General features: G+C 63.6%; 17 protein-coding genes. 13 read left to right on the top strand and 4 right to left on the bottom strand.

The window, feature by feature from the left end; translation table 11 throughout:
* Nucleotides 1–4 precede the first annotated feature (4 nt).
* Complete coding sequence (locus AC1RT2_RS00855; RefSeq protein ID WP_493098582.1) at nucleotides 5–490, bottom strand: class I SAM-dependent methyltransferase; 486 nt, start codon at nucleotides 488–490, stop codon at nucleotides 5–7.
* 2 nt (nucleotides 491–492) lie between these two features.
* On the bottom strand, nucleotides 493–1836 hold the full coding sequence (locus AC1RT2_RS00850) for a nucleotide sugar dehydrogenase (RefSeq protein ID WP_493098580.1): 1344 nt from the start codon (nucleotides 1834–1836) through the stop codon (nucleotides 493–495).
* 168 nt (nucleotides 1837–2004) lie between these two features.
* Here AC1RT2_RS00850 and AC1RT2_RS00845 point away from each other — a divergent pair, with 168 nt between their 5' ends.
* The 3 genes from AC1RT2_RS00845 (at nucleotide 2005) to AC1RT2_RS00835 (ending at nucleotide 6108) form a co-directional block, all read left to right on the top strand.
* On the top strand, nucleotides 2005–3105 hold the full coding sequence (locus tag AC1RT2_RS00845) for a glycosyltransferase family 4 protein (RefSeq protein ID WP_493098578.1): 1101 nt from the start codon (nucleotides 2005–2007) through the stop codon (nucleotides 3103–3105).
* Nucleotides 3102–3839 carry a polysaccharide deacetylase family protein gene (locus AC1RT2_RS00840; RefSeq protein WP_493098576.1) on the top strand — a complete coding sequence of 246 codons (738 nt, stop codon included), beginning with the start codon at nucleotides 3102–3104 and terminating at the stop codon, nucleotides 3837–3839. Before AC1RT2_RS00845 ends, AC1RT2_RS00840 begins: the two co-directional genes overlap by 4 nt.
* Before the next feature lie 259 nt (nucleotides 3840–4098).
* A complete protein-coding gene (locus AC1RT2_RS00835; RefSeq protein WP_493098574.1) occupies nucleotides 4099–6108 on the top strand; it encodes a putative bifunctional diguanylate cyclase/phosphodiesterase in 2010 nt (669 codons plus the stop codon).
* Nucleotides 6109–6142: 34 nt separating this feature from the next.
* Here the strand turns inward: AC1RT2_RS00835 and AC1RT2_RS00830 are convergent, their stop codons facing one another.
* A complete protein-coding gene (locus tag AC1RT2_RS00830) occupies nucleotides 6143–6805 on the bottom strand; it encodes a GntR family transcriptional regulator (RefSeq protein WP_493098572.1) in 663 nt (220 codons plus the stop codon).
* Between the two features lie 243 nt (nucleotides 6806–7048).
* Here AC1RT2_RS00830 and AC1RT2_RS00825 point away from each other — a divergent pair, with 243 nt between their 5' ends.
* From AC1RT2_RS00825 to AC1RT2_RS00795, 7 genes are all read left to right on the top strand, one after another.
* Nucleotides 7049–8305: an NRAMP family divalent metal transporter gene (locus tag AC1RT2_RS00825; protein ID WP_493098570.1), complete on the top strand. Its 1257-nt coding sequence runs from the start codon at nucleotides 7049–7051 to the stop codon at nucleotides 8303–8305.
* A 13-nt stretch (nucleotides 8306–8318) separates the two neighbouring features.
* Nucleotides 8319–9086, top strand: coding sequence for a LamB/YcsF family protein (locus tag AC1RT2_RS00820; RefSeq protein ID WP_069062883.1), 768 nt, complete (start codon nucleotides 8319–8321; stop codon nucleotides 9084–9086).
* A gap of 9 nt (nucleotides 9087–9095) precedes the next feature.
* Nucleotides 9096–9902 (top strand): putative hydro-lyase, encoded by an 807-nt coding sequence (locus AC1RT2_RS00815; RefSeq protein ID WP_493098567.1) that lies wholly within the window; start codon nucleotides 9096–9098, stop codon nucleotides 9900–9902.
* A 7-nt stretch (nucleotides 9903–9909) separates the two neighbouring features.
* Entirely contained in the window at nucleotides 9910–11502 is a 1593-nt protein-coding gene (locus tag AC1RT2_RS00810; RefSeq protein ID WP_493098565.1) for a 5-oxoprolinase subunit B/C family protein, read from the top strand.
* A gap of 10 nt (nucleotides 11503–11512) precedes the next feature.
* Nucleotides 11513–13237, top strand: a complete 1725-nt coding sequence (locus AC1RT2_RS00805; protein WP_493098563.1) for an acetyl/propionyl/methylcrotonyl-CoA carboxylase subunit alpha — start codon at nucleotides 11513–11515, stop codon at nucleotides 13235–13237.
* A gap of 87 nt (nucleotides 13238–13324) precedes the next feature.
* A complete protein-coding gene (gene aguA, locus AC1RT2_RS00800) occupies nucleotides 13325–14437 on the top strand; it encodes an agmatine deiminase (RefSeq protein WP_493098561.1) in 1113 nt (370 codons plus the stop codon).
* Between the two features lie 11 nt (nucleotides 14438–14448).
* Nucleotides 14449–15543 (top strand): polyamine ABC transporter substrate-binding protein, encoded by a 1095-nt coding sequence (locus AC1RT2_RS00795; protein WP_493098559.1) that lies wholly within the window; start codon nucleotides 14449–14451, stop codon nucleotides 15541–15543.
* Here the strand turns inward: AC1RT2_RS00795 and AC1RT2_RS00790 are convergent.
* A complete protein-coding gene (locus AC1RT2_RS00790) occupies nucleotides 15532–16293 on the bottom strand; it encodes a LuxR family transcriptional regulator (RefSeq protein ID WP_493098557.1) in 762 nt (253 codons plus the stop codon). The two genes, AC1RT2_RS00795 and AC1RT2_RS00790, sit on opposite strands and share 12 nt — an antisense overlap.
* Nucleotides 16294–16556: 263 nt before the next feature.
* On the opposite strand from AC1RT2_RS00790, the gene AC1RT2_RS00785 reads away from it, so the two are divergent.
* The 3 genes from AC1RT2_RS00785 (at nucleotide 16557) to AC1RT2_RS00775 (ending at nucleotide 20609) form a co-directional block, all read left to right on the top strand.
* Entirely contained in the window at nucleotides 16557–18026 is a 1470-nt protein-coding gene (locus AC1RT2_RS00785) for an amidase (protein ID WP_493098555.1), read from the top strand.
* Nucleotides 17999–19564 carry an ABC transporter substrate-binding protein gene (locus tag AC1RT2_RS00780; protein ID WP_493098553.1) on the top strand — a complete coding sequence of 522 codons (1566 nt, stop codon included), beginning with the start codon at nucleotides 17999–18001 and terminating at the stop codon, nucleotides 19562–19564. The genes AC1RT2_RS00785 and AC1RT2_RS00780 overlap by 28 nt, the downstream gene beginning before the upstream one ends.
* Before the next feature lie 64 nt (nucleotides 19565–19628).
* A complete protein-coding gene (locus tag AC1RT2_RS00775) occupies nucleotides 19629–20609 on the top strand; it encodes an ABC transporter permease (protein ID WP_069062892.1) in 981 nt (326 codons plus the stop codon).

The following is a 20609-nucleotide window of genomic DNA, read 5'->3' as shown; positions in this document are numbered from 1 at the left end:
GCCGTCAGGCCCTTCTGCGGTAGAGGAAGTAGCGGCGGCTGTCGACGGTCGCGGGGACCGGCAGCGGCTCCAGCGCCGCGTGGTCGAGCGGTAGGCCGCTGATGGCGATGCCGCCCGTTGCGAGCGCCCGGCTGACGATGTCCGGCAGCCAGGTCAGGGTGATCGCGTCCTTCTCGTCATAGCCCGTGCCGATATCGGCGTGGACAAGTGCCGCGGTTCCATCGGCATAGCCTTCGGCGGTTTGCGCGATCTCGCCGAGGATCAGGTCACCCGGCTCCGGCATGGAGGACGAATGCGCCCCGAGCGCCCGGTCGAACGCGACGATCCGCCGGCCCGGGAATTTTTCACGCAGGTGATCGAACGTGCGGCCATTGCCGAGCCCGATCTCCAGAATGACCCCGTCGGCTGGAAGCCGGAGCGTTTCGCTGACATGGTTGATCACGTCGCGCTGCGCCGACATGCGGCGGATGAAGCTTTCCAGACGGCTCATGACTATGCCTTGATGATCGCGTCGCCGGCGATATTGCGGCGTGCGAAGACGTTGCGGGTGTCGATGATCAGATCGCTCCATTCGGCGAGTGCCGCATAGTCGACGCTGTCATGATCGGTGGCGATGAGCACGGCGTCGAAGGCCCGGACCGCATCCTCACTCCAGACGATCGAGGGGCGTCCCTTGAAAGCGCCATATTCGCGCGTCGGCGGTATTTCGGGCACATAGGGGTCGTAATAGTCAACCGAACCGCCGCGTTCCTCGATCAGTTCGATCAGCTTGAGCGAGGGGCTTTCGCGGATGTCGGGCACGTTTTTCTTGTAAGCGAGGCCGATTATCAGCACTTTCGAGCGGCTCAGCGCCTTGCCCAGACGCCTGTCGAGCGCTTCGGCAAGCTTGCCGATCACATGGCGGGGCATGGCCGAGTTGATCTCGCCGGCAAGCTCGATGAAGCGGGTCGGCAGCTCGTAGGCGCGCGAGGCCCAGGTCAGGTAGAAGGGGTCGATCGGGATGCAATGCCCGCCAAGGCCGGGGCCGGGATAGAACGGCATGTAGCCGAAGGGTTTTGAGCTGGCGGCATCGATCACCTCCCAGATGTCGATGCCCATCGCCTCGTAGATCACCTTGAGTTCGTTCACCAGCGCGATATTGACCGCGCGGAAGACGTTTTCCGTCAGTTTCACGGCTTCAGCGGTGGCGGTGGACGAGACGGGCACGATGGTCTTGACGACTGCGCCGTAGAAGGCGGCCACGAGGGTCTGCGCCTCGGCGCCATCACCGGCGACGACCTTCGGGATGGTCGAGGTCTGGAATTCCCGGTTGCCTGGGTCTTCCCGCTCCGGCGAGAAACCGAGGAAGAAGTCTTCGCCCGATTTCAGGCCGCCGGCCTCCAGCGTTCGACGCACGAGGCCGTCGGTCGTGCCGGGATAGGTGGTCGACTCCAGCACCACGAGCTGTCCGCGTCGCAGCGTGCGGGCAATATCCTGGCACGTTTTCTCGACGAAGCTCATGTCGGGATCACGATGATGGGTCAGCGGCGTCGGCACGCAGATGGTGATGACGTCGCAGTCGGCAAGCTTGCCGAAATCGGAGGTCGCGCCGAACCGGCCGGCCCGGTGTTCTTCTGCGAGAATGTCGCTCGGAACGGCTTCGATATAGCTGCGGCCGGCATCGATCGCTATGATCTTGCCGGGATCGATGTCGAAACCGGTCACACTGAATCCGGCACGCGCGACCGTGATGGCGAGCGGCAATCCGACATAGCCGAGGCCGATAACGCCGATATGCGCCTCACGCGACTGGATACGTGCGAGCAGCGTTTCATAAGCATGCAAGGCTGTTGGCATCCGTACTCCGCGCTCATATACAGGATCGGCGAGTTCAGATGGGAGAGTTTGCCCCGCCTGTCAAGCCTCGCAAGGATAGGTGACATTGCGTCCCGGCTCCGTGGCGCCAGCCGTGCGGGCGCCGATGCCGCTCCGTCGACGAATGCGAAAACAAGGCCGCCGGCATTCATGAAGATTGCATTCTATGCCCCGCTGAAATCGCCGGAACACCCCGTTCCATCGGGGGACCGCCTGATGGCGCGGCAGATCATTACCTGCCTGCAGCGCGCCGGTCATGGCGTCGACCTCGCCTCGGAGCTTCGTGCTTTGCTGGGCGACAGCGCGGACGAGGCGGGCTATGCGGCCCTCCAAAGCCGTGCCGAGGCCGAGATTGCTCGGCTTTCGGCCCTTTGGCGGGAAGAAGGCGTGCCGGATCTCTGGTTCTGCTACCATCTGTATTACAAAGCGCCCGACCTGATCGGACCAGTGCTCTGCGAAACCTTCGGCCTGCCTTACGTCACGGTTGAGGCATCCTACTCCCATCGCCGGAACATCGGTATCTGGCGCGACATGCAGGCGAAGGTGCTGGACGCGATACGAGGCGCCACCGTCAATATCGGCCTGACCGCCCGGGATATGGAGGGGATTCGCGAGGTTGCGCCGGAGGCGGTGATGGCAACGCTAAAGCCCTTTATCGATGACGGAATTTTTACCGGAAAAGCGGCTGAACCGGAGCCGTTCCGTCTCGTCACTGTCGCCATGATGCGACCGGGCGACAAGATGGAGAGTTACCGTGCACTCGCCGCAAGCCTGCGGCAGATCACGGATATCCCCTGGACGCTGTCGGTTGTCGGGGATGGGCCGGCACGCGACGACGTCGTGGCGCTCTTTGCGGATTTTGCCGGGGACCGCATCGAATGGCTTGGGCAGAAAGAGCCCGTCGATGTAGCAAAAATCCTCGCGAAGGGTGCACTCTATGTCTGGCCGGGATGTGGCGAAGCCTATGGGCTTGCCTATCTCGAAGCCCAGGCCGCCGGCCTTCCCGTCGTGGCCTGGGCGACGGCGGGTGTGCCTGAAGTCATCGAGAACGGGGTCAGCGGCTTGCTGACGGCCCCTGGTGATCACGCGGCCTACGGCGCAGCCATCAAAGACCTCCTCGGGAACGAAGAGAAGCGCCGACGCATGGCGGACGACGCGCGCAACCGCGTCCGGAACGATCACTCCCTCTCTGCTGCGACCAGAACGCTCGACACCATCCTTCGACGCCATATTGGAGAGCGCAACCAATGACAACGGCAGACACCCGCTCTTTGCAGGACGAGATTGCCCGGCGCGCGGATATCGGCAAGCCGCTCGGCCTCTGGCTGCGCGACGATGATGCAATCGAACCCACCGCAGCCCTTGACCATCTGCTCGCTTTGACGACCACACATTCGGTGCCGGTTCTGCTCGCCGTCATTCCATCCCTCACGCACGAAGCGCTGGCGGGTCGGCTGACGGATGAGGGGCATGCTTCTGTTGCTGTCCACGGCTGGGCACACAAGAACCATGCGCCTTCCGACGAAAAGAACCAGGAACTCGGCGCTCACCGACCCGAGGATCAGGTTCTGGCAGAACTCGGCGCGGGTTTGGAAACCTTGGCTGCGCTCCATGCCGGGCGTTTTGTGCCGATGCTCGTGCCGCCGTGGAACCGCATTGCCCCTGCCGTTGTCGCCGGCCTGCCCGACCTTGGTTTCGAGGCCCTGTCGGTCTTTGGCCCGGAGAAGCCGGCGCCGCTGAAAGTGCTGAACACGCATGTCGACATCATCGATTGGCGCGGCACGCGTGGCGGCCGGCCGACCGAGGCGGTGATCGCCGATCTCATTCGTGTCTCGCAGTCGCATGACGGGCCGATCGGCCTGCTGACGCATCACCTCGTGCATGACGGCGCGGCCTGGGATTTGATGGAGATGATCTTCGAAGCGACAGCGGCGCAATCGGGTTGTTCGTGGCGTTCCGCCGGAGACCTGCTCCGAAACGGGTAAGGTTTCTCCAACGCGACCAACGAAAAACGTCCGATAGAGTGCAATCTTCTGGTTGTATTAGTATTTTGATCACTCTCTTGTGGTCCAATCCACTTTGCAAGCGATGGGACGGCTGCCGACGCTGCGGCTGCCATCGCGGGGAATGAGTTGCAAGGCAGGTACGGCCCTTGGACAGGACGCGAGCGACTACCTTCGGTGAGGGGCACCCCGTAGAGGCCAGACTGTTTCGATCTCTGGCCAGCCGTATGCGGTATCTCTGATGAAGCAGATACCAAAGACGCGGCTTCGCTTGATCGCCGTCGCCTGGCCCTTCGTCCTGATCGTTCTTCTCCAGACGGCACTCGCCACCTTCAGCCTGCAGGTTACCTCATCGCTGCGCGCCTTCGTTACCGGGGAAAGTCTCTGGTCGAAGGGGCAGCATGATGCGCTCTATTACCTCAACCGTTATGCTGAATCCGGCAACCGCACGTTTGTCACCCGCTTCAATCAAGCGGTTGCGATCCCGATCGGCGATCGTGAGGCACGCCTGGCGCTGGAGGCCGATCCGCCGGATACCAAGGCGGCCTTCGCGGGTTTCCTCAAGGGTGGCAACCATCCGGACGATATTCCGAATGTGATCTGGTTGTTCCGCTACTTTCGCTGGCTGCCGGTGATGGCGGATTGCATCGATGACTGGCGTACGGCGGAAGGCGCGTTGATGCAGCTTCTGCCGATCGGCGAGGCGATCGACACCTCCAGCCATATCAGCGAGGCCGACCGGCGCGACATCGTGCGGCAACTCGATGAGATCAACGTCCTCGTCACGCCGCTCACCAAGCGTTTTTCGGACCGTCTCGGCGAAGGCACGCGCCAGGTACAGACCGTCCTGCTTGTCAGCAACCTGGCGATGGCGCTGGTGTTCATCCTGCTTACGGTCTGGCGGCTGAACAGCTTTCTCATCCACCGGCGCGACATCGAGGCGCGACTGTCCCACAGCGCCCATCATGACGATCTCACCGGCCTGCCAAACCGCCGGCTGTTCGAGGAAAGCCTCGGCCGCGCGCTGGAAGGGTCAAGCAAACGCCATGCGCTGATGTTCATCGACCTCGACCAGTTCAAGGCGGTGAACGACCATGGCGGGCACGCAGCAGGCGACGAGTTGCTGCGACGGGTGTCTCGCGATCTGGGCAAGGCAATCCGTGGTACGGACCTGCTCGCTAGGCTTGGTGGCGACGAGTTCGGCATCGTGCTGCCGCACTGTGCACCAGAGGACGCCTTGCGCATTGCCATGCGCCTGCGCGAAATCACCGAGGCGATCGATTTCGTCTGGAACGGGCACCGCTATGCGATCAGCGCCAGTGTCGGCGTGGTCCATCTCGGCGATCACACCTATACGTTGCAGGAGGCGCTCCGCGCCGCCGACATCGCCTGCTACATGGCCAAGGAGAAGGGCCGCAACCGCGTCCATGTCTATGAGACGACCGACGCGGCGCAGACCCAGTTCGCCGCCAACCTCAACTGGGTGCAGCGCCTGCACCGCGCGCTGGAGGAAGACCGCTTCCTGCTCTTCTCCCAGCCGATTGCTGCCCTCGACACGGGCAAGGAGCGGCAGGATCATTGCGAAATCCTGCTTCGGCTTGAGGAAGATGGCAAGCTGTTGTCGCCCGGCGCCTTCATTCCTGCCGCTGAACGGTTCGGTCTCATGCCGTCGATCGACCGCTGGGTCGTCAGCCATGCGCTCGACATTATCGGCCGGCGCAAGGGCGCGGTTTCCGGCACCTATTCCATCAATCTCAGCGGCCTGACGCTGAAGGACGAGACGTTCCTGCCGTTCCTGCGCGAGGCGCTGCGGCGCAGCCACGTCCCGGCCGACGTGCTCTGCTTCGAGATCACAGAAACCAGCGCCATCGAAAATCTTGACGAGGCGATCGCCTTCATGAACGCGATGCGTGCCATGGGCTGCCGCTTCGCGCTCGATGATTTCGGTGTCGGGATGTCGTCGCTCACCTACATGAAGCGCCTACCCGTGGACTATGTGAAGATCGACGGCAGCTTCGTGCGCGACATGCTTTCCGACAAGGCGGACTGGATGACGGTCGAGATGATCAACCAGATCTCGCATCTCGCCGGCCGCAAGACGATTGCCGAATTCGTCGAGACTGTGGAGATCCGCAAGGCGCTTCGCGTCATTGGCGTCGATTATGCGCAGGGCTACTTCATCGGCCATCCCATGCCTTTTGAGGCGGATGAGGCAGCCGTCGTACCGCCCCGTCGCGCTGATGTTGCCTAGCAGAAACCGAGCTAACTTAGTGGAGTGGCAGGCGTTACGCCTGATCCGACGCCCGCTCCAGTGCCTTCAGCATCGTGCGTTCGGCAAGGTTCAGATAGGTCTCCATCTGCGCAGCCGCCTCGTGCGGCTTGTCCTGTTCGAGCAGCGTCACGATGGCGCCGTTCATGTCGACGAAGGGGGAGTGCAGGTGTTCCGGATCGTTGAGCAGTCCGAAGCAGAGACGCAGCTCCGCTGAAACCCGCTCGTAGAATTCGTTGAGCCGCACGCTGTCCGACAGGTCGATGATGGCGGTGTGAAACATCATGTTGGCGCTACCGACGCCGATCCAGTCGCCCTGCTCGCGCTGGCGTTGCCCTCGGTTCACGGCCTCCCGCATCACCTTGATCGCCGGATGCTGATACCAGGCCTGGCGGAGAGCGCCGCATTCCAGCATGCGCCGCACGCGATAAATGTCGATGATCGAGGCCATGCTGGGCACGGCGACGAAGACGCCGCGATTGGCCTCGTGGCGCAGCAGCCCATCCTTGGTGAGCAGGCGAAAGGCCTCGCGCAGCGAGTTGCGCGAGACGTCGAAACGCTCGCTGAACGCCGCCTCGGACAGTCGCTGGCCGGGTGCGAGCTCACCCGAAATCAAGAGCGTGCGAATGCGCCGCGCCAACCGGTCCGCAAGGGGCAGGCCCTCTCCGTCATCCGTCATTCCGTTCTCCCCGAACCCGGTTTCACACCGGATTTACCCTCATAATGTGCCTGCTCTTAGCACGAATGCGGGGGCGGTGGGGCTGAAAATTGTCGCCAATCCCGCGCTATGTGATTGGTAAAACGGCAGAAATAAGGAACGATATGACAAAATTGTTGAACAATATTGACATTTTTGTGTAGCAGCGCATGATTAAGCTATCGAGCCATTCGCGAGGGGCGATGGCAGACCTGGGAGAAACCCATGCAGCAGAACGAGCTTGCGGCCAGCCAGACCGGCACCGCGGCGCAGAGCAAGATTACGCAGCGTCGCGCCCTGCTTTCGGCCATGTTCCTGATGTCGATGTCCGCGGTCGGGCCGGGCTTCATCACGCAGACGGCGACATTCACGGTCAAACTCGGTGCGGCCTTCGCCTTCGCCATCCTTATTTCGATCCTGATCGATTTCGTCGTGCAGGCCAATATCTGGCGCATCGTCACGGTGACGCGCATGCGCGCCCCGGCCATTGCCAATGCGGCCATCCCGGGCTCCGGCTATGTCCTCGCCGTGCTGGTCATCATCGGCGGCCTGTTCTTCAACATCGGCAATATCGGCGGCGCCGGCCTCGGCTTCAACGCCATGATCGATCTTGATCCGAAGATCGGCGGCGCCATCGGCGCGCTCGCGGCCATCGGCATCTTCCTGTCGCGCCGCGCCGGCATTGCCATGGATCGCGTCGTTTTCGTCGCCGCCTTCATCAAGCTGGCGCTGATCGTCTATGCAGCGATCGTTTCCGGCCCGCCGGTTGCCGAAGCCTTCCGCCAGAGCTTCCTGCCGGACACCATAGATTTCGCCACCATCACCACCATCGTCGGTGGCACGGTCGGTGGCTACATCACCTATGCCGGCGCCCATCGTCTGCTCGACAAGGGCACGGTCGGGGTCGAGAACATCAGCGCGGTCAACCGTGCGGCCTTCAGCGGCATCGCCATCACCGGCGTGCTGCGCTACATCCTCTTCCTCGCGATCCTCGGCGTCGTTGCAAGCGGCGTGGTGATCGACCTTTCCGGCCAGGCCGCCAATCCGGCAGGCCAGGCTTTCCACGCTGCCTCCGGCAATATCGGTTTCCGCCTGTTCGGTGCGGTCTTCCTCGCCTCGGCGATGACCAGCATCATCGGTGCCGCCTATACGTCCGTCTCCTTCCTCACGGCTTTCAAGCCTGACATGACGGAGCGCCAGCGCAACCTTTCCACCGTCGCCTTCATCGCCTTCTCGCTCGTCTGCTACCTGATCATCACCACGCCGCCGGCCGCCATGCTGGTCTTCGTCGGTGGCCTGAACGGTCTCGTGCTGCCGATCGGATTCTCGATCTTCATGTATGCCGCATGGGCGCGGCCCGACCTGATGAACGGTTACCACTATCCGCGCTGGCTGCTGATCCTCGGTGTCCTGACCTGCGTGCTGACATGGTATATGGGCTACAAGTCGGCCGGCGCGATCTTCAGCCTGCTCGGCGCATAAGGGGAGGGAAACCATGGTAGCGATCGATCTCAACAGCGATCTCGGCGAAAGCTACGGTGCCTGGCGAATGGGCGATGACGCGGCGATGCTCGCCGTCGTCTCCTCCGCCAACATCGCCTGCGGCTTCCACGCCGGCGACCCGGCCGGCATCTACCGCACGGTGAAGGCGGCCGCAGCGAACGGCGTCGTCATCGGTGCCCATGTCTCTTATCCGGACCGTGTCGGCTTCGGTCGGCGCGATCTAGACGCTACCGCCGAAGAGCTGATCGCCGACGTGATCTACCAGATCGGCGCGATCAAGGGCGTTGCCGCCGCGGCGGGTACGACCGTGCGCTACGTCAAGCCGCACGGGGCGCTCTACAACCGCATCGCCTACGACGCCAAGCAGGGCCAGGCGGTGATCGATGGCATCAAGGCCGTCGATCCGTCGCTGATCCTGATGGGCCTTGCCAACGCGCCGATCCTCGATCTCGCACGTAAATCGGGCCTTGCCGTCGTCGCCGAAGCCTTTGCCGACCGCGCCTATACGCCGAAGGGCGAACTCGTCTCCCGCCGGGAAGCCGGTGCCGTGTTGCACGACGAGGCAAAAATCGCCGATCGCATGGTGCAGCTTGCCCGCGAGGGCACACTGGAAGCCATCGACGGCAGCACGATCAGGGTCGAGGCACAATCGATCTGCGTGCATGGCGACAGCCCCGGCGCGGTTTCGATCGCGCAGGAAATCCGGCGTCGCTTCGAGGCGGAAGGCATCGCCATCCGCTCCTTCGCCGACAAGGATTGAGGGGCCACGATGATCCCGACCGCGTACCTCAACCATACCGACGCCACGGCCGCCCGCGATGCGCGGGCGACGTATCGCGGCGGGCTTGTCAGGCCGACCTCCGGCATCGCGCCGGGCTTCACGCAGGCCAACATGATCGTGCTGCCGCGCGACTGGGCCTTCGATTTCCTGCTCTACGCGCAGCGCAATCCGAAACCGTGCCCGGTGCTGGACGTCTCCGATCCGGGCTCGCCGACGACATTGCTCGCCCCCGGCGCGGACCTGCGCACCGACCTGCCGCTCTACCGCATCTGGCGGGATGGCAAGCTCGCCGAGGAAACACCGGACGCGACCGCGGCCTGGGCGGAGCGAGACGACCTCGTCGCCTTCCTGATCGGCTGCTCCTTTACCTTCGAGACGCCGATGGTGGATGCCGGTATCGAGATCCGGCACATGACGGACAAGAGCAATGTGCCGATGTACCTCACCAACAAGGCCTGCCGCCCGGCCGGGAGGCTGAAGGGCAACCTGGTGGTCTCCATGCGACCGATCCCGGCTTCACGCGTTGCCGACGCCGCGACCATTTCTGGCCGCTTCCCGGCCGTGCATGGTTCGCCGGTGCATGTCGGCGCGCCGGAGGAAATCGGTATTGCGGATCTCGCAAAGCCGGATTTCGGCGACGCGGTGCGGATTGAACCCGGCGAAGTGCCGGTGTTCTGGGCGTGCGGCGTCACTCCGCAGGCGGCTGTGATGGCCTCCGGCGTGCCCTTCGCCATCACCCATGCCCCCGGCTACATGTTCATCACGGATATCCCCGATTCCGCCTACCACGTGTGAGGGTTCGATGCGCTTTCTTCCCGTCAGCCTGACCACCATCCTTGTCGAGCTTGCCGATCTCGACGAGACGCTCGCTCTCTTCGCCTCGCTGCAGGCCGAGCCCATCGACGGCATCGAAGAGATGGTGCCCGCGGCGCGCACGCTGATGATCCGCTTCCGTCCGGAAACGGTTTCATCCGCCGAGCTCGCGGCCCGCATCAGCACCCGCGACCTTTCGGCGAAAATCGCGCCGTCGGAGAATCTAGTCGAAATCCCGGTGCGCTATGACGGCGAGGATCTCGGTGACGTCGCGGAATTGACAGGCCTCAGCGTCGAAGAGGTCATTCGTCGGCACACCGAAAGCGAGTTCACCGTCGCATTCTGCGGTTTCGCGCCCGGCTTCGGCTATCTCGTCGGCGGTGATCCGGCGCTCACGGTGCCGCGCCGCAAGAGCCCCCGCACCCGCATTCCGGCTGGCTCCGTGGCGATCGCCGGTGCGTTCAGCGGGGTCTATCCGCAGGCAAGCCCGGGCGGTTGGCAGATCATCGGCACCACGCCGGTCAAGATGTGGGACATCGACCGTGATCCCGGCGCGCTGTTCCAGCCCGGCTATCGCGTGCGCTTCTTCGACATGGCGACATCCGGCAAGACCGTCAGCATCCCCGAGCCGGCTCCGCGTGCGGACCGCAGCGTTGCGGCAGAAGCTCCGCAGTTCAAGGTGCTTGCAGCACCAATGCCGGCCGTCTTTCAGGATCTCGGCCGCTTCGGCCAGACCGGGCAGGGGGTTTCCGCCTCCGGCGCGCTGGATCGCGGTGCCTTCCTCGCCGCAAACCGCATCGTCGGCAATCCGGCCAACACGCCGGGGCTCGAACTCACCCTTGGCGGCTTTTCCTTCGAGAGCAACGTTCGTGCCGTGATCGGCCTCGCCGGTGCGCCCTGTCCCGTCACGGTGCGCGATACCGCTGGCCGCAGTCAGGACTTCCAGGCCTATCAGCCGATTCCCCTCGAGCCCGGCGACGTCGTGACCGTCGGTCATCCAAAAAAGGGCATGCGCGCCTACCTTTCCGTTCGTGGCGGCTTTACTGTCGCGCCGGTCCTCGGCAGCGCGGCCACGGATACGCTGGCGGTCGTCGGCCCCGAACCCGTAACAACCGGGGCCGTGCTCGTCCTGAAGAACGACAAGGTTGGACTGACGAGCGTCTCAACCGATGAAGTCCCTGCCTTCGATCCGCCGTCAGCGGCAGACGTGGTGACGCTGGACGTCGTGCTCGGCCCGCGCACCGATTGGTTCACTGAAAAGGGTATCGAGACACTGACCAGCCAGCTCTGGCAGGTCACGCCGCAATCGAGCCGCGTCGGCATCCGCCTTGCCGGCGACGTGCCGCTGGAGCGCAAGGACAGCGCGGAATTGCCGAGCGAAGGCACGGCGACGGGCGCAATCCAGGTGCCGCACAGCGGTCAACCCGTCCTCTTCCTCGCCGACCATCCACTGACCGGGGGTTATCCGGTCATCGGCGCGGTCGCCGAGTATCACCTCGATCTCGCCGGCCAGGTTCCCATCAACGCAAAGATTCGTTTCCGCCCGATCGGCCCCTTCGCCGACATCGCCGCGACCCGATAGGAGGCATGCCATGAAGAAAGTGCTGATTGCCAATCGTGGCGAAATCGCCGTGCGCATCGTGCGCGCCTGCCGTGATCACGGCCTCCAGTCGGTCGCCGTCTATGCCGACCCGGATGCGGACGCACTCTTCGTGCGCCTCGCCGACGAGGCCTATGGCCTCGATGGGGTGCGTCCGGCGGAAACCTATCTCGATATCGAAAAGCTGGTCGCGATTGCAAAACGTTCCGGCGCCGATGCCGTTCACCCCGGTTACGGCTTTCTGTCGGAAAACGCCCGGTTCGCCAAGGCGGTGCAGGAGGCCGGGCTGATCTGGATCGGGCCTGATCCGAAGGTGATCGAGGCGCTCGGCGACAAGGTCGAGGCCCGGCGCATTGCGCAGAGTGTCGGGGCGCCGCTCGTCTCCGGCAGCGACGGCCCGGTGTCGTCCGCCGCCGAGGTAATCGCCTTTGCGGAACAGCACGGCCTGCCGGTGGCCATCAAGGCAGCCCATGGCGGCGGCGGCCGCGGTATCAAGGTCGCCTGGAAGATGGAGGAGGTCGCCGATCTCTATGAATCCGCGGTGCGCGAGGCGACCGTCGCCTTCGGCCGTGGCGAATGTTTCCTCGAACGTTTTCTCGATCGTCCGCGCCATATCGAGGCGCAGGTCATCGCCGACAAACACGGCAATGTGCTGGTGCTCGGCACCCGTGATTGCTCGGCACAGCGCCGTAACCAGAAACTAATCGAGGAGGCCCCAGCCCCCTTCCTCTCGCCGGAGCAGCGCGAAAGAATCCATGCCGCCGCCAAGGCGATCTGCGCCGCCGCCGGCTATTCCGGTGCTGGTACGGTGGAGTTCCTTCTGGGCGTCGACGGCACGATTTCCTTCCTTGAAGTGAACACGCGCCTTCAGGTCGAGCACCCCGTCACGGAAGAGACCACGGGCATCGACCTCGTCATCGAGCAGTTCCGCATTGCCGAAGGCCAGCGGCTGCATCTGCTTGAAACGCCGGCTCCGCGCGGCCATTCCATCGAATTCCGCATCAACGCGGAGGATCCGGGCCGCGGCTTCCTGCCGACGCCGGGTACGATCACCGTCTTCGATCCGCCGTCCGGCCCGGGCGTGCGCGTCGACAGTGGCGTCGTCAGCGGCTCCAGCATTCCGGGCGTCTTCGATTCGCTGATGGCCAAGCTGGTTGTCACCGGCGCGACGCGCGAGGAAGCGCTTCGCCGTGCCCGCCGGGCGCTGAAGGAATTCCGCATCGAGGGCGTGGCGACGGTCCTGCCGTTCCACCGCGCGGCCATCGACACCGAAGACTTCATCGGAACCGACGGCTTCAAGGTGCACACCCGCTGGATCGAAACCGATTTCGCAGCCATGCCGGATGCCATGGCTCGCCCCGAGCCGGCGAGCGATCCCACGCTGATCCGCACCCATCTCGAGATCGACGGCAAGCGTGTTTCGCTTGCGCTGCCGAGCCTGCTGCTTGCCGGCCTTGGTGCGGCCGGGCAGGGCGTGGCACCTGTCGTCGGCGGCAAACCGGCCGAGGATGGCATCGCCGCCCCCGTTTCCGGCACGTTGCAGGCCTTCAAGATCGCCGATGGCGCGGCCGTTGCCGAAGGCGAGTTGGTCGCGGTGATGGAGGCGATGAAGATGGAAACGCAGGTTCTTGCGCCAAAGGCCGGTCGGCTGCGCCTGCGCGTGAAAGAGGGCGAGTATCTCCAAGCCGGTGATACGCTGATGGTGTTCGAGGGCTGACCACCTCCCGCTGCCTATCCCAACAGGGACATTGACCCGGGCGGGGTGCGCTTGCCTAATCCAATCAGATTTTTGATTGGAGAAAACATGGTACGCACCCTTTCAAGCACTCCCAAGGCGGACGGTTTTCGTGCGCCGGGGGAATTCGAGCCGAAGGCCGGCTGCTGGCTGATCTGGCCTGAGCGGCCGGATACCTGGCGGCTCGGCGCCAAGCCCGCGCAAAAGCTTTTTGCGCGCGTGGCGGCGGCGATTGCCGAGAGCGAGCCGGTCACCATCGCCGTCTCGCGCCGCCAATGGCTGAATGCACGCGCCATGCTGCCGGAGAGCGTTCGCCTCGTCGAAATGTCGACGGACGATTCCTGGTTGCGTGATAGCGGCCCGAACTTCGTCATCAATGACCGCGGTGACGTTCGCGGCGTGGACTGGACCTTCAACGCCTATGGCGGCCATGACGGCGGCCTCTATTCGCCCTGGAACCTCGACGATCTCGCCGCCCGCAAGGTGCTGGAAACCGAACGCATGGACCGCTATCGCTCGACGCTGATCGCCGAAGGCGGCGGCCTGCAATGTGATGGCGAGGGCACGCTGATCACCACGGAACAGTGCCTCTTGAACCGCAACCGCAACGGCCATCTCGGCAAGGCGGCGGTGGAGCAGCAGCTTTGCGATTATCTCGGGCTGGAGCACGTCATCTGGCTGCCGCGGGGTTTCTGCTTCGACGAGACGGACGGCCATGTCGATGACGTCTGCTGCTTCGTGCGGCCGGGCGTGGTGGCGATGAGCTGGACGGAGGATCGTGACGACCCGCAATACGAGATCGTGCGCGAGGTGGAAGATGCCTTGCGCTCGGCGCGTGATGCGCGTGGCCGGTCGCTGGAAGTGCACCGCATCACCCATCCCCGCCCGATCGAGATGACGGCGGAGGAGGCGGAAAGCGTCGATCAGGTCGATTCCACCTGGGCGCGGCCGGCCGGCAACCGCATCGCTGCCACCTATATCAACTACTATCCCGGCAATTCCGTCGTCGTCGTGCCGCAGTTCGATGATGAAACATTGGATCTCGCAGCCAAGGCCAAGCTCGCCGAACTTTTCCCGCAGCACCGCATCACTGGCATCGAGAATTCCCGCGAAATCCTGCTCGGCGGCGGCAATGTCGCTTGCATCACCCTGCCGGTCTATGCCGGCCAGACGAAAGCCTGAGGGAGAGGACCATGCGCAAAACCACACTCGTCTCGGTCCTCGCCTTGCTCGCCACCATGGGCGGTGCCCGGGCGCAGGAAGAAAAGGTCGTCAACGTCTACAACTGGTCGGACTACATCGCGCCGGATACGGCCGAAAAATTCGAGAAGGAAACCGGCATTCGCGTCGTCTACGACGTCTATGACGGCAACGAGGTGCTGGAAACCAAGATGCTGACCGGCGGTTCGGGGTACGACGTTGTCTATCCCTCGGCCTATCCATTCCTGAAGAACCAGGTGAAGGCCGGCGTCTTTCTGCCGCTCGACAAGACGAAACTCGGCAATGTCGGCAAGCTCGACCCGCAGGCGTTGTCGCTGATTTCCGGCGCCGATCCGGACAATCTTCATGCCGTGCCCTACATGGCCGTCACCGATGGTATCGGCTACAATGTCGCCGCGGTGAAGCAGCGCATGGCGGATGCGCCGGTCGATAGCTTCGCCATGGTCTTCGACCCGGCCATTGTCGAAAAATTCGCCGATTGCGGCGTGGCGATGATCGATGCGCCGGCGGAAATCATCCCGATGGCGATGAACTATCTCGGCATCGATCCGCATTCCACCAGCCCGGATGACATCGCCAAGGTGGAGGAACTGCTTCTCAAGGTGCGCCCGCACATCCGCTACTTCCACTCCTCGCGCTATATCAACGACCTCGCCAATGGCGACATCTGCGTCGTGCTTGGCTGGTCGGGCGATATTCTGCAGGCCAAGGCGCGGGCGGCCGAAAGTGAGAAGAAACTGGAGGTCGCCTATGCCATCCCGAAGGAAGGCACGCTGATCAACTTCGACACGATGGCCGTGCCGAAAGATGCAGCGCATCCGAAAAACGCGCTGGCCTGGATTGACTTCAACATGCGGCCAGACATCGCTGCGGCCAATTCCAGCTACGTTTCCTATGCCAACCCGATCCCGGAATCGCTGCCACTGATGGACCAGTCCGTCGCGAAAGATCCCGGTGTGTTCCCGCCGGATGAGGTCAAGGACAAGCTCTTCGTGGTTGAATCGAGCGACGCAAAGCTCCTGCGCCTGCAAAACCGCATGTGGACGCGTATCGTCTCAGGCCAGTGAGGGCAAAGTCAGGTCGCCGCCGCGGGCGGCGGCCATCAGTTCGACCTGGGAGTGGATGCCGAGCTTGCGGTAGACGCTCTTGATATGGTTGCGCACGGTCCCAGGCGAGATGGACAGGGTGCGCGAAATGGCCTTTGCGCAGCCGCCATCGATCAGCAGGAGGGCGATCTGGCGCTCACGCCCGCTGAGGTCAGCAAGCGACAGCGGCGTCTCGCCCGGTGGTCGCCATTGCCGCCAGAGCCGTTCCAGCACGCGGCGGGTCGCATCGGCGGTCGCCTCCGCCATGGCCAGTTCCTCCATGCCGAAGGGGCGGGCGCCGCGGCGGCGCAGATAGGTCACGAAACCGGCGGCGTTGCGATCAAAATTGAAGACGCCGGTGATTTCGTCGAAGCTGCCGGAAGGCTCGTAGAAGTCCCGGTAATAGGCGCTGGTGTGGAAGTCGCCCTTGTCGAGCGCGGAAAGCGGCAACAGGAAATCCTGCCGCGAGCCGGCAAAGAGGCGGAAGAACGGGTCCTGACGATACTTGCGTGTGTCGTAGTTGCGGTTCCAGTCGTCGGGGTCGCGCTCGTAGATGGTGATCGAGGCGCTGTCGCGCAGGTAGAGGCCGATATAGACCTGGTCGGACGCGGTGAGATCACGCGCTCCGGCCGTGAAATGGGCTGAAATCTCTTCGGGCAATGTGGCGCTCACCGCAGCGGTGATGCCGCTGCTCCAGCGCTGGAGTTGCTCGAAGGTGAGATTCAATTGCATGACGACAGGATAGACGGGGCGCCGGGGAATTCAAGCCGGACGCCACTGACGGCCCGGCCCCCGATTTGGGCGATTTCCACAAAACCAACAGAACATCCATGGGGTATCCGACGTTTTCGTCACGGAACGGGCGGCGCTGTACGCTTTTCGTGCCCCGCGACCGCAGCTTTTGCGCGAGTTTGATGCCGAAAATTATGCTGATTTGGGCATATTGACAATTTCCACAAAACCAACATAAATCCACATAAGTGGAGATGAAGGTCGTGGATTTTTCGGTTCTTGCACTCAGGTCGGCAATCACATCAGGCAGCCTCTCGTCCGAGGCTCTGGTCCGGGAATGTCTGTCGCGCATCGAGCGCCTGAACCCGATCGTCAACGCCTTCAGCCAGGTTTTTGCGGAAGAGGCGCTGAAAGAGGCGCGGGCCTGCGACCGGGAGGCCGCAGAGGGCCGTTTCCGCGGTCCGCTGCACGGCATTCCGATGGGCGTGAAGGATCTTTTCTTCGTCGCGGACCATGTCTGCCAGCGTGGTTCGGCCGCGTATAAAAATTTCGCTCCCAAGGCGACGGCGCCGATCGTCCAGCGGATGATCGACGCCGGATCGATCATGATCGGCAAGACGACCACCACGGAGATGGGCTGGTCCGGTTCCGGTCACTCCGAGTTCTATGGTCCGACCCGCAATCCCTGGAATCCCGAACTGACGAGTGGCGGCTCCAGTTCGGGTTCCGGTGCGGCGCTCGCCGCCCGCATGGTCCCCTTCACCTTGGGGTCTGATGGCGGCGGGTCCGTGCGCATCCCGGCGGCCTTCTGTGGCGTCTTCGCCATGAAGGGCTCGCTGGGGCGCGTGCCGGCCTGGCCGTGGAGCGCGACGGAAATGCTGTCCCATGCGGGTCCGATGAGCCTTTCGGCCAGGGACAGTGCCTTGCTGTTCGACATTGCCAAAGGGCCGGACCCACGCGACCATCTGGCGCTGCCCGATGATGGTGTCCGTTACGTCGACGCCGAATTGCCCGGGCGACTGCGCATCGGCTTTGCGCCGAGCCTGTTCGGCTTTGATGTTGCGCCCGAAATCGAGCGGGTCGTGCGCGGGGCGGTGGCGACGATCGGACAGGAACTGCGGCTGGACATCCGGCCCGTCACCCCGGACTGGGACGATCCGATCCGGATTTTCGAAACACTCTGGGTCGCCGGTCGCGGTGTCGCCTATGGCGCGCAATCCGACAGGGCCAATTTCGGCAGCGGCTTCCGCGGCCTCATCGAGGCGTCCGCGCAGTATGATCTTGCCGACTATCTTTCGGCCATGAAGGCGCGGGCGGAGTTTGCCGGCAGCGTTCATGCGCTGTTCGAGGAGATCGACCTCCTGCTGCTTCCAACCCTTCCTGTCGAGCCGTTTGCGGCCGATCGCGAAGCGCCCGAAGGGTTCGCTTCCCCGTCCGAGGTGCTCGCCTGGACCGGCTGGACGCCCTTTACCTATCCCTTCAACCTGTCCGGCAACCCGGCGGCTTCGCTGCCCTGCGGCCTGACGGTGAACGGCCTACCGGTCGGCCTGCAAGTTGTTGGCCGCCGTCATGCCGATGCGCTTGTCATGGCGTTCTGCCAGCAGGCCGAAGATCATGTTTTCAAAGAAAAAATACCTCCGCTTGTCAGTGCTGGCGACAAAGCGGGGCGGGGAACACCCAGCAACCCAACTGCGGAGATATCGACATGGAATTCAACAGGAGAGCATTTCTAAAGAGCTCGGCGCTCGCGGGCGTTGCCGTCGGCCTGCCCGTGCTCAACACCGCCTTTTTCGTCAATCCGGCGCATGCTGCGGAGGGCAAGGTCCTCAACTTCATGTCGGCGGAAAACTTGACCGGAAACTGGGATCCGTCCTCCCACACGACGCTCGCCCAGATCAATCTGGAAAGTTTTGTGTTCGGCTATCTCACCCGTGCGCCGATGCGGCCGGACAAGCCGGACGAGCTGGTGATGGAACTGGCGACCGCGATGAAGCTCATCGACGAGCACACGCTGGAATTCACGCTGCGTGAAGGCGTGACCTTCCACGACGGCAAGCCGTTCACGGCCGAAGACGTCAAGGCGACCTACGAATATGCGAGCCAGCCCGACCGGCCGGCGGCCTGGTATCCCGGCATTTGCGAGGTCGAGGTGGTGAGCGACCATGTCGCCCGCATCAAGACCGAGAAGGGTGGGTATCCGGCGAGCCTCTTCTGGTTCCTCTCGGCCTTCCTGCCGATCATGTCGGCGAAGGACGTCGCCGACCCGAAGACGCTGTCGTCGCGTCCGAACGGCACCGGCGCCTTCAAGTTCGCCCGCCAGGAGGGCAACACGACGGTGCTTGAAGCCTTCGACGGCTTCTATCTCGGCAAACCGACCCTTCCGGGCATCAATTTCAGCTTCGTGGGTGACGCGACCACCCGCACGCTGGCCCTGCTGAACGGCGAGGCCGACCTCATCGAACGCCTTGAGGCAGAGCAAGTCCAGACCATCGAGGAAACCGGCGGGTTCAAGTTGAACAAGGCGGTGTCCGTCGAGAACAAGTATCTCTGGTTCCGCTGCTCAAAACCGCCCTTCAACGATCCGCGTGTGCGTAAGGCGGCGGCCCATGCCATCGACCGGGCCGTGTTGCTCGACATCCTCGGCGTCTCGGGTCATGCCTCCAAGGCGTGGATTTCGCCGGTGAAATTCGGCTACATCGATACGCCGAACTATCCGGAATACAATCCGGAGGAAAGCCAGCGGCTTCTTGCGGAGGCGGGCTTCCCGAAGGGCGAGGGCCTGCCGGAACTCGAATACATTACCTCGGTCGGCTTCTATCCGAAGACCAAGGAATATGGCGAGGTCATCACGGCGATGCTCCAGGAACAGGGCTTCCCCGTGAAGCTCAACGTCATGGAGGTCGCGGCCTGGAACGAGCGGCTCTACGACCGGCCGGGCGGCGGGCCGGGCCACATGATCGACTGCGGCTGGTCGACCGGCTCGCCGGAACCGGACCTCGTGCTGCGCACGCACTTCCATTCGAGTTCGAAGCGGATCTGCGGCATCGACGACAAGGATCTGGATGCGGTGCTCGACAAGGAGCGCAACACGCTCGACCCGGCGGCACGCAAGGCGGTGATCCAGAACGAGGTCATGCCGATGCTGGCCGACAAGGTGCCCGCGCTGTCGCTGTTCACCTCGGTGTTCATCCACGCCATGCGCGATGGGCTGGACGGGATGTATTTCTACCCGAACGGCATGATGGACGCGGCGAAGTCGACGCTTTCCTGATGGCAAGCGGCGGCCGCCATCGAAGGCGGCCGCCTCCATACCGATCAGTGTCAAGGGAAGCCGCATGTTCATCCTGTCGTTCCTGTTGAGACGGCTCCTGCAGGGAGCCCTCATCATTCTGCTTGTGACCTTCATCATCTTCACGCTGCTGCGCGTGGTGCCGGGCGATCCCGCGCGCCTCATCGTCGGCGGCATGGCGCCCGACGAGGTGGTGGCAATGAAGGCGAAGGAGCTCGGCCTCGACCGGCCGATTCCGCTGCAGTTCGTGTCCTATCTCGGCGACATCGTGACCGGCGATCTCGGCACGTCCTTCGTCCGGCCGAAGAGTGGCGCCAGCCTTGGCGGTGCGTCCTTTGACGATGCCACCCGCGAGGAGCGCGCCAAGGTGATGGACCTCATCCTCGGCACGCTGCCGATGACACTTCAGCTTGCGGCCGTCGCACTGGCGCTTGCCTTGCTTGTGGCCGTGCCGCTCGGCACTTTGGGCGGGCTCTATCCGGGGCGCTGGCCGGACAAGCTGGCGCTGGCGATTGGCTCCATCTGCGTGTCGACGCCAAATTTCTGGCTCGGCATCGTCCTGACGCTGTTCCTGTCGGTGAAGCTGAAACTGCTGCCGGCAATCGGCTATCGCGGCTTCAGCTACACCATCCTGCCGGCGATCGTGCTGGCGGTGGAGATCGTGCCGTTTATCCTGCGCACGCTCACCGTCTCGGTGGCGCAGGTGATGCGGGAGGATTTCATCCAGCTGGCGCCGATCCGGGGCTTGAGCCGCAGCCGCACGATCTTCCACCATGCGCTCGGCAATTCGGCGATCCCGCTGATCAACCTGCTCGGCGTGCAGCTCGGCATGCTGCTGGGCGGGGTTCTCGTCATCGAATTCATCTTCGACTATCCGGGCCTCGGCCTGCTGACGATCAACGCCGTGCTGCAACGCGACTTCCCGCTGATCCAGGGAATCGCGATCTTCATTTCCGTGATGTTCGTGATGATCAACGTGCTTGTCGACCTGATCGCGATGACCATCGATCCGAGACTGGAGTACTGA

The organism is Shinella sp. GW821-FHT11G07 (assembly GCF_058808115.1).
This window is presented reverse-complemented; position numbering and strand designations above follow the sequence as displayed.

Bases quoted from the DNA above. Each gene is read 5' to 3' on its own strand.
- AC1RT2_RS00855 (WP_493098582.1), bottom strand. From the start codon at position 490: ATGAGCCGTCTGGAAAGCTTCATCCGCCGCATGTCGGCGCAGCGCGAC.
- AC1RT2_RS00850 (WP_493098580.1), bottom strand. From the start codon at position 1,836: ATGCCAACAGCCTTGCATGCTTATGAAACGCTGCTCGCACGTATCCAG.
- AC1RT2_RS00845 (WP_493098578.1), top strand. From the start codon at position 2,005: ATGAAGATTGCATTCTATGCCCCGCTGAAATCGCCGGAACACCCCGTT.
- AC1RT2_RS00840 (WP_493098576.1), top strand. From the start codon at position 3,102: ATGACAACGGCAGACACCCGCTCTTTGCAGGACGAGATTGCCCGGCGC.
- AC1RT2_RS00835 (WP_493098574.1), top strand. From the start codon at position 4,099: ATGAAGCAGATACCAAAGACGCGGCTTCGCTTGATCGCCGTCGCCTGG.
- AC1RT2_RS00830 (WP_493098572.1), bottom strand. From the start codon at position 6,805: ATGACGGATGACGGAGAGGGCCTGCCCCTTGCGGACCGGTTGGCGCGG.
- AC1RT2_RS00825 (WP_493098570.1), top strand. From the start codon at position 7,049: ATGCAGCAGAACGAGCTTGCGGCCAGCCAGACCGGCACCGCGGCGCAG.
- AC1RT2_RS00820 (WP_069062883.1), top strand. From the start codon at position 8,319: ATGGTAGCGATCGATCTCAACAGCGATCTCGGCGAAAGCTACGGTGCC.
- AC1RT2_RS00815 (WP_493098567.1), top strand. From the start codon at position 9,096: ATGATCCCGACCGCGTACCTCAACCATACCGACGCCACGGCCGCCCGC.
- AC1RT2_RS00810 (WP_493098565.1), top strand. From the start codon at position 9,910: ATGCGCTTTCTTCCCGTCAGCCTGACCACCATCCTTGTCGAGCTTGCC.
- AC1RT2_RS00805 (WP_493098563.1), top strand. From the start codon at position 11,513: ATGAAGAAAGTGCTGATTGCCAATCGTGGCGAAATCGCCGTGCGCATC.
- aguA (WP_493098561.1), top strand. From the start codon at position 13,325: ATGGTACGCACCCTTTCAAGCACTCCCAAGGCGGACGGTTTTCGTGCG.
- AC1RT2_RS00795 (WP_493098559.1), top strand. From the start codon at position 14,449: ATGCGCAAAACCACACTCGTCTCGGTCCTCGCCTTGCTCGCCACCATG.
- AC1RT2_RS00790 (WP_493098557.1), bottom strand. From the start codon at position 16,293: ATGCAATTGAATCTCACCTTCGAGCAACTCCAGCGCTGGAGCAGCGGC.
- AC1RT2_RS00780 (WP_493098553.1), top strand. From the start codon at position 17,999: ATGGAATTCAACAGGAGAGCATTTCTAAAGAGCTCGGCGCTCGCGGGC.
- AC1RT2_RS00775 (WP_069062892.1), top strand. From the start codon at position 19,629: ATGTTCATCCTGTCGTTCCTGTTGAGACGGCTCCTGCAGGGAGCCCTC.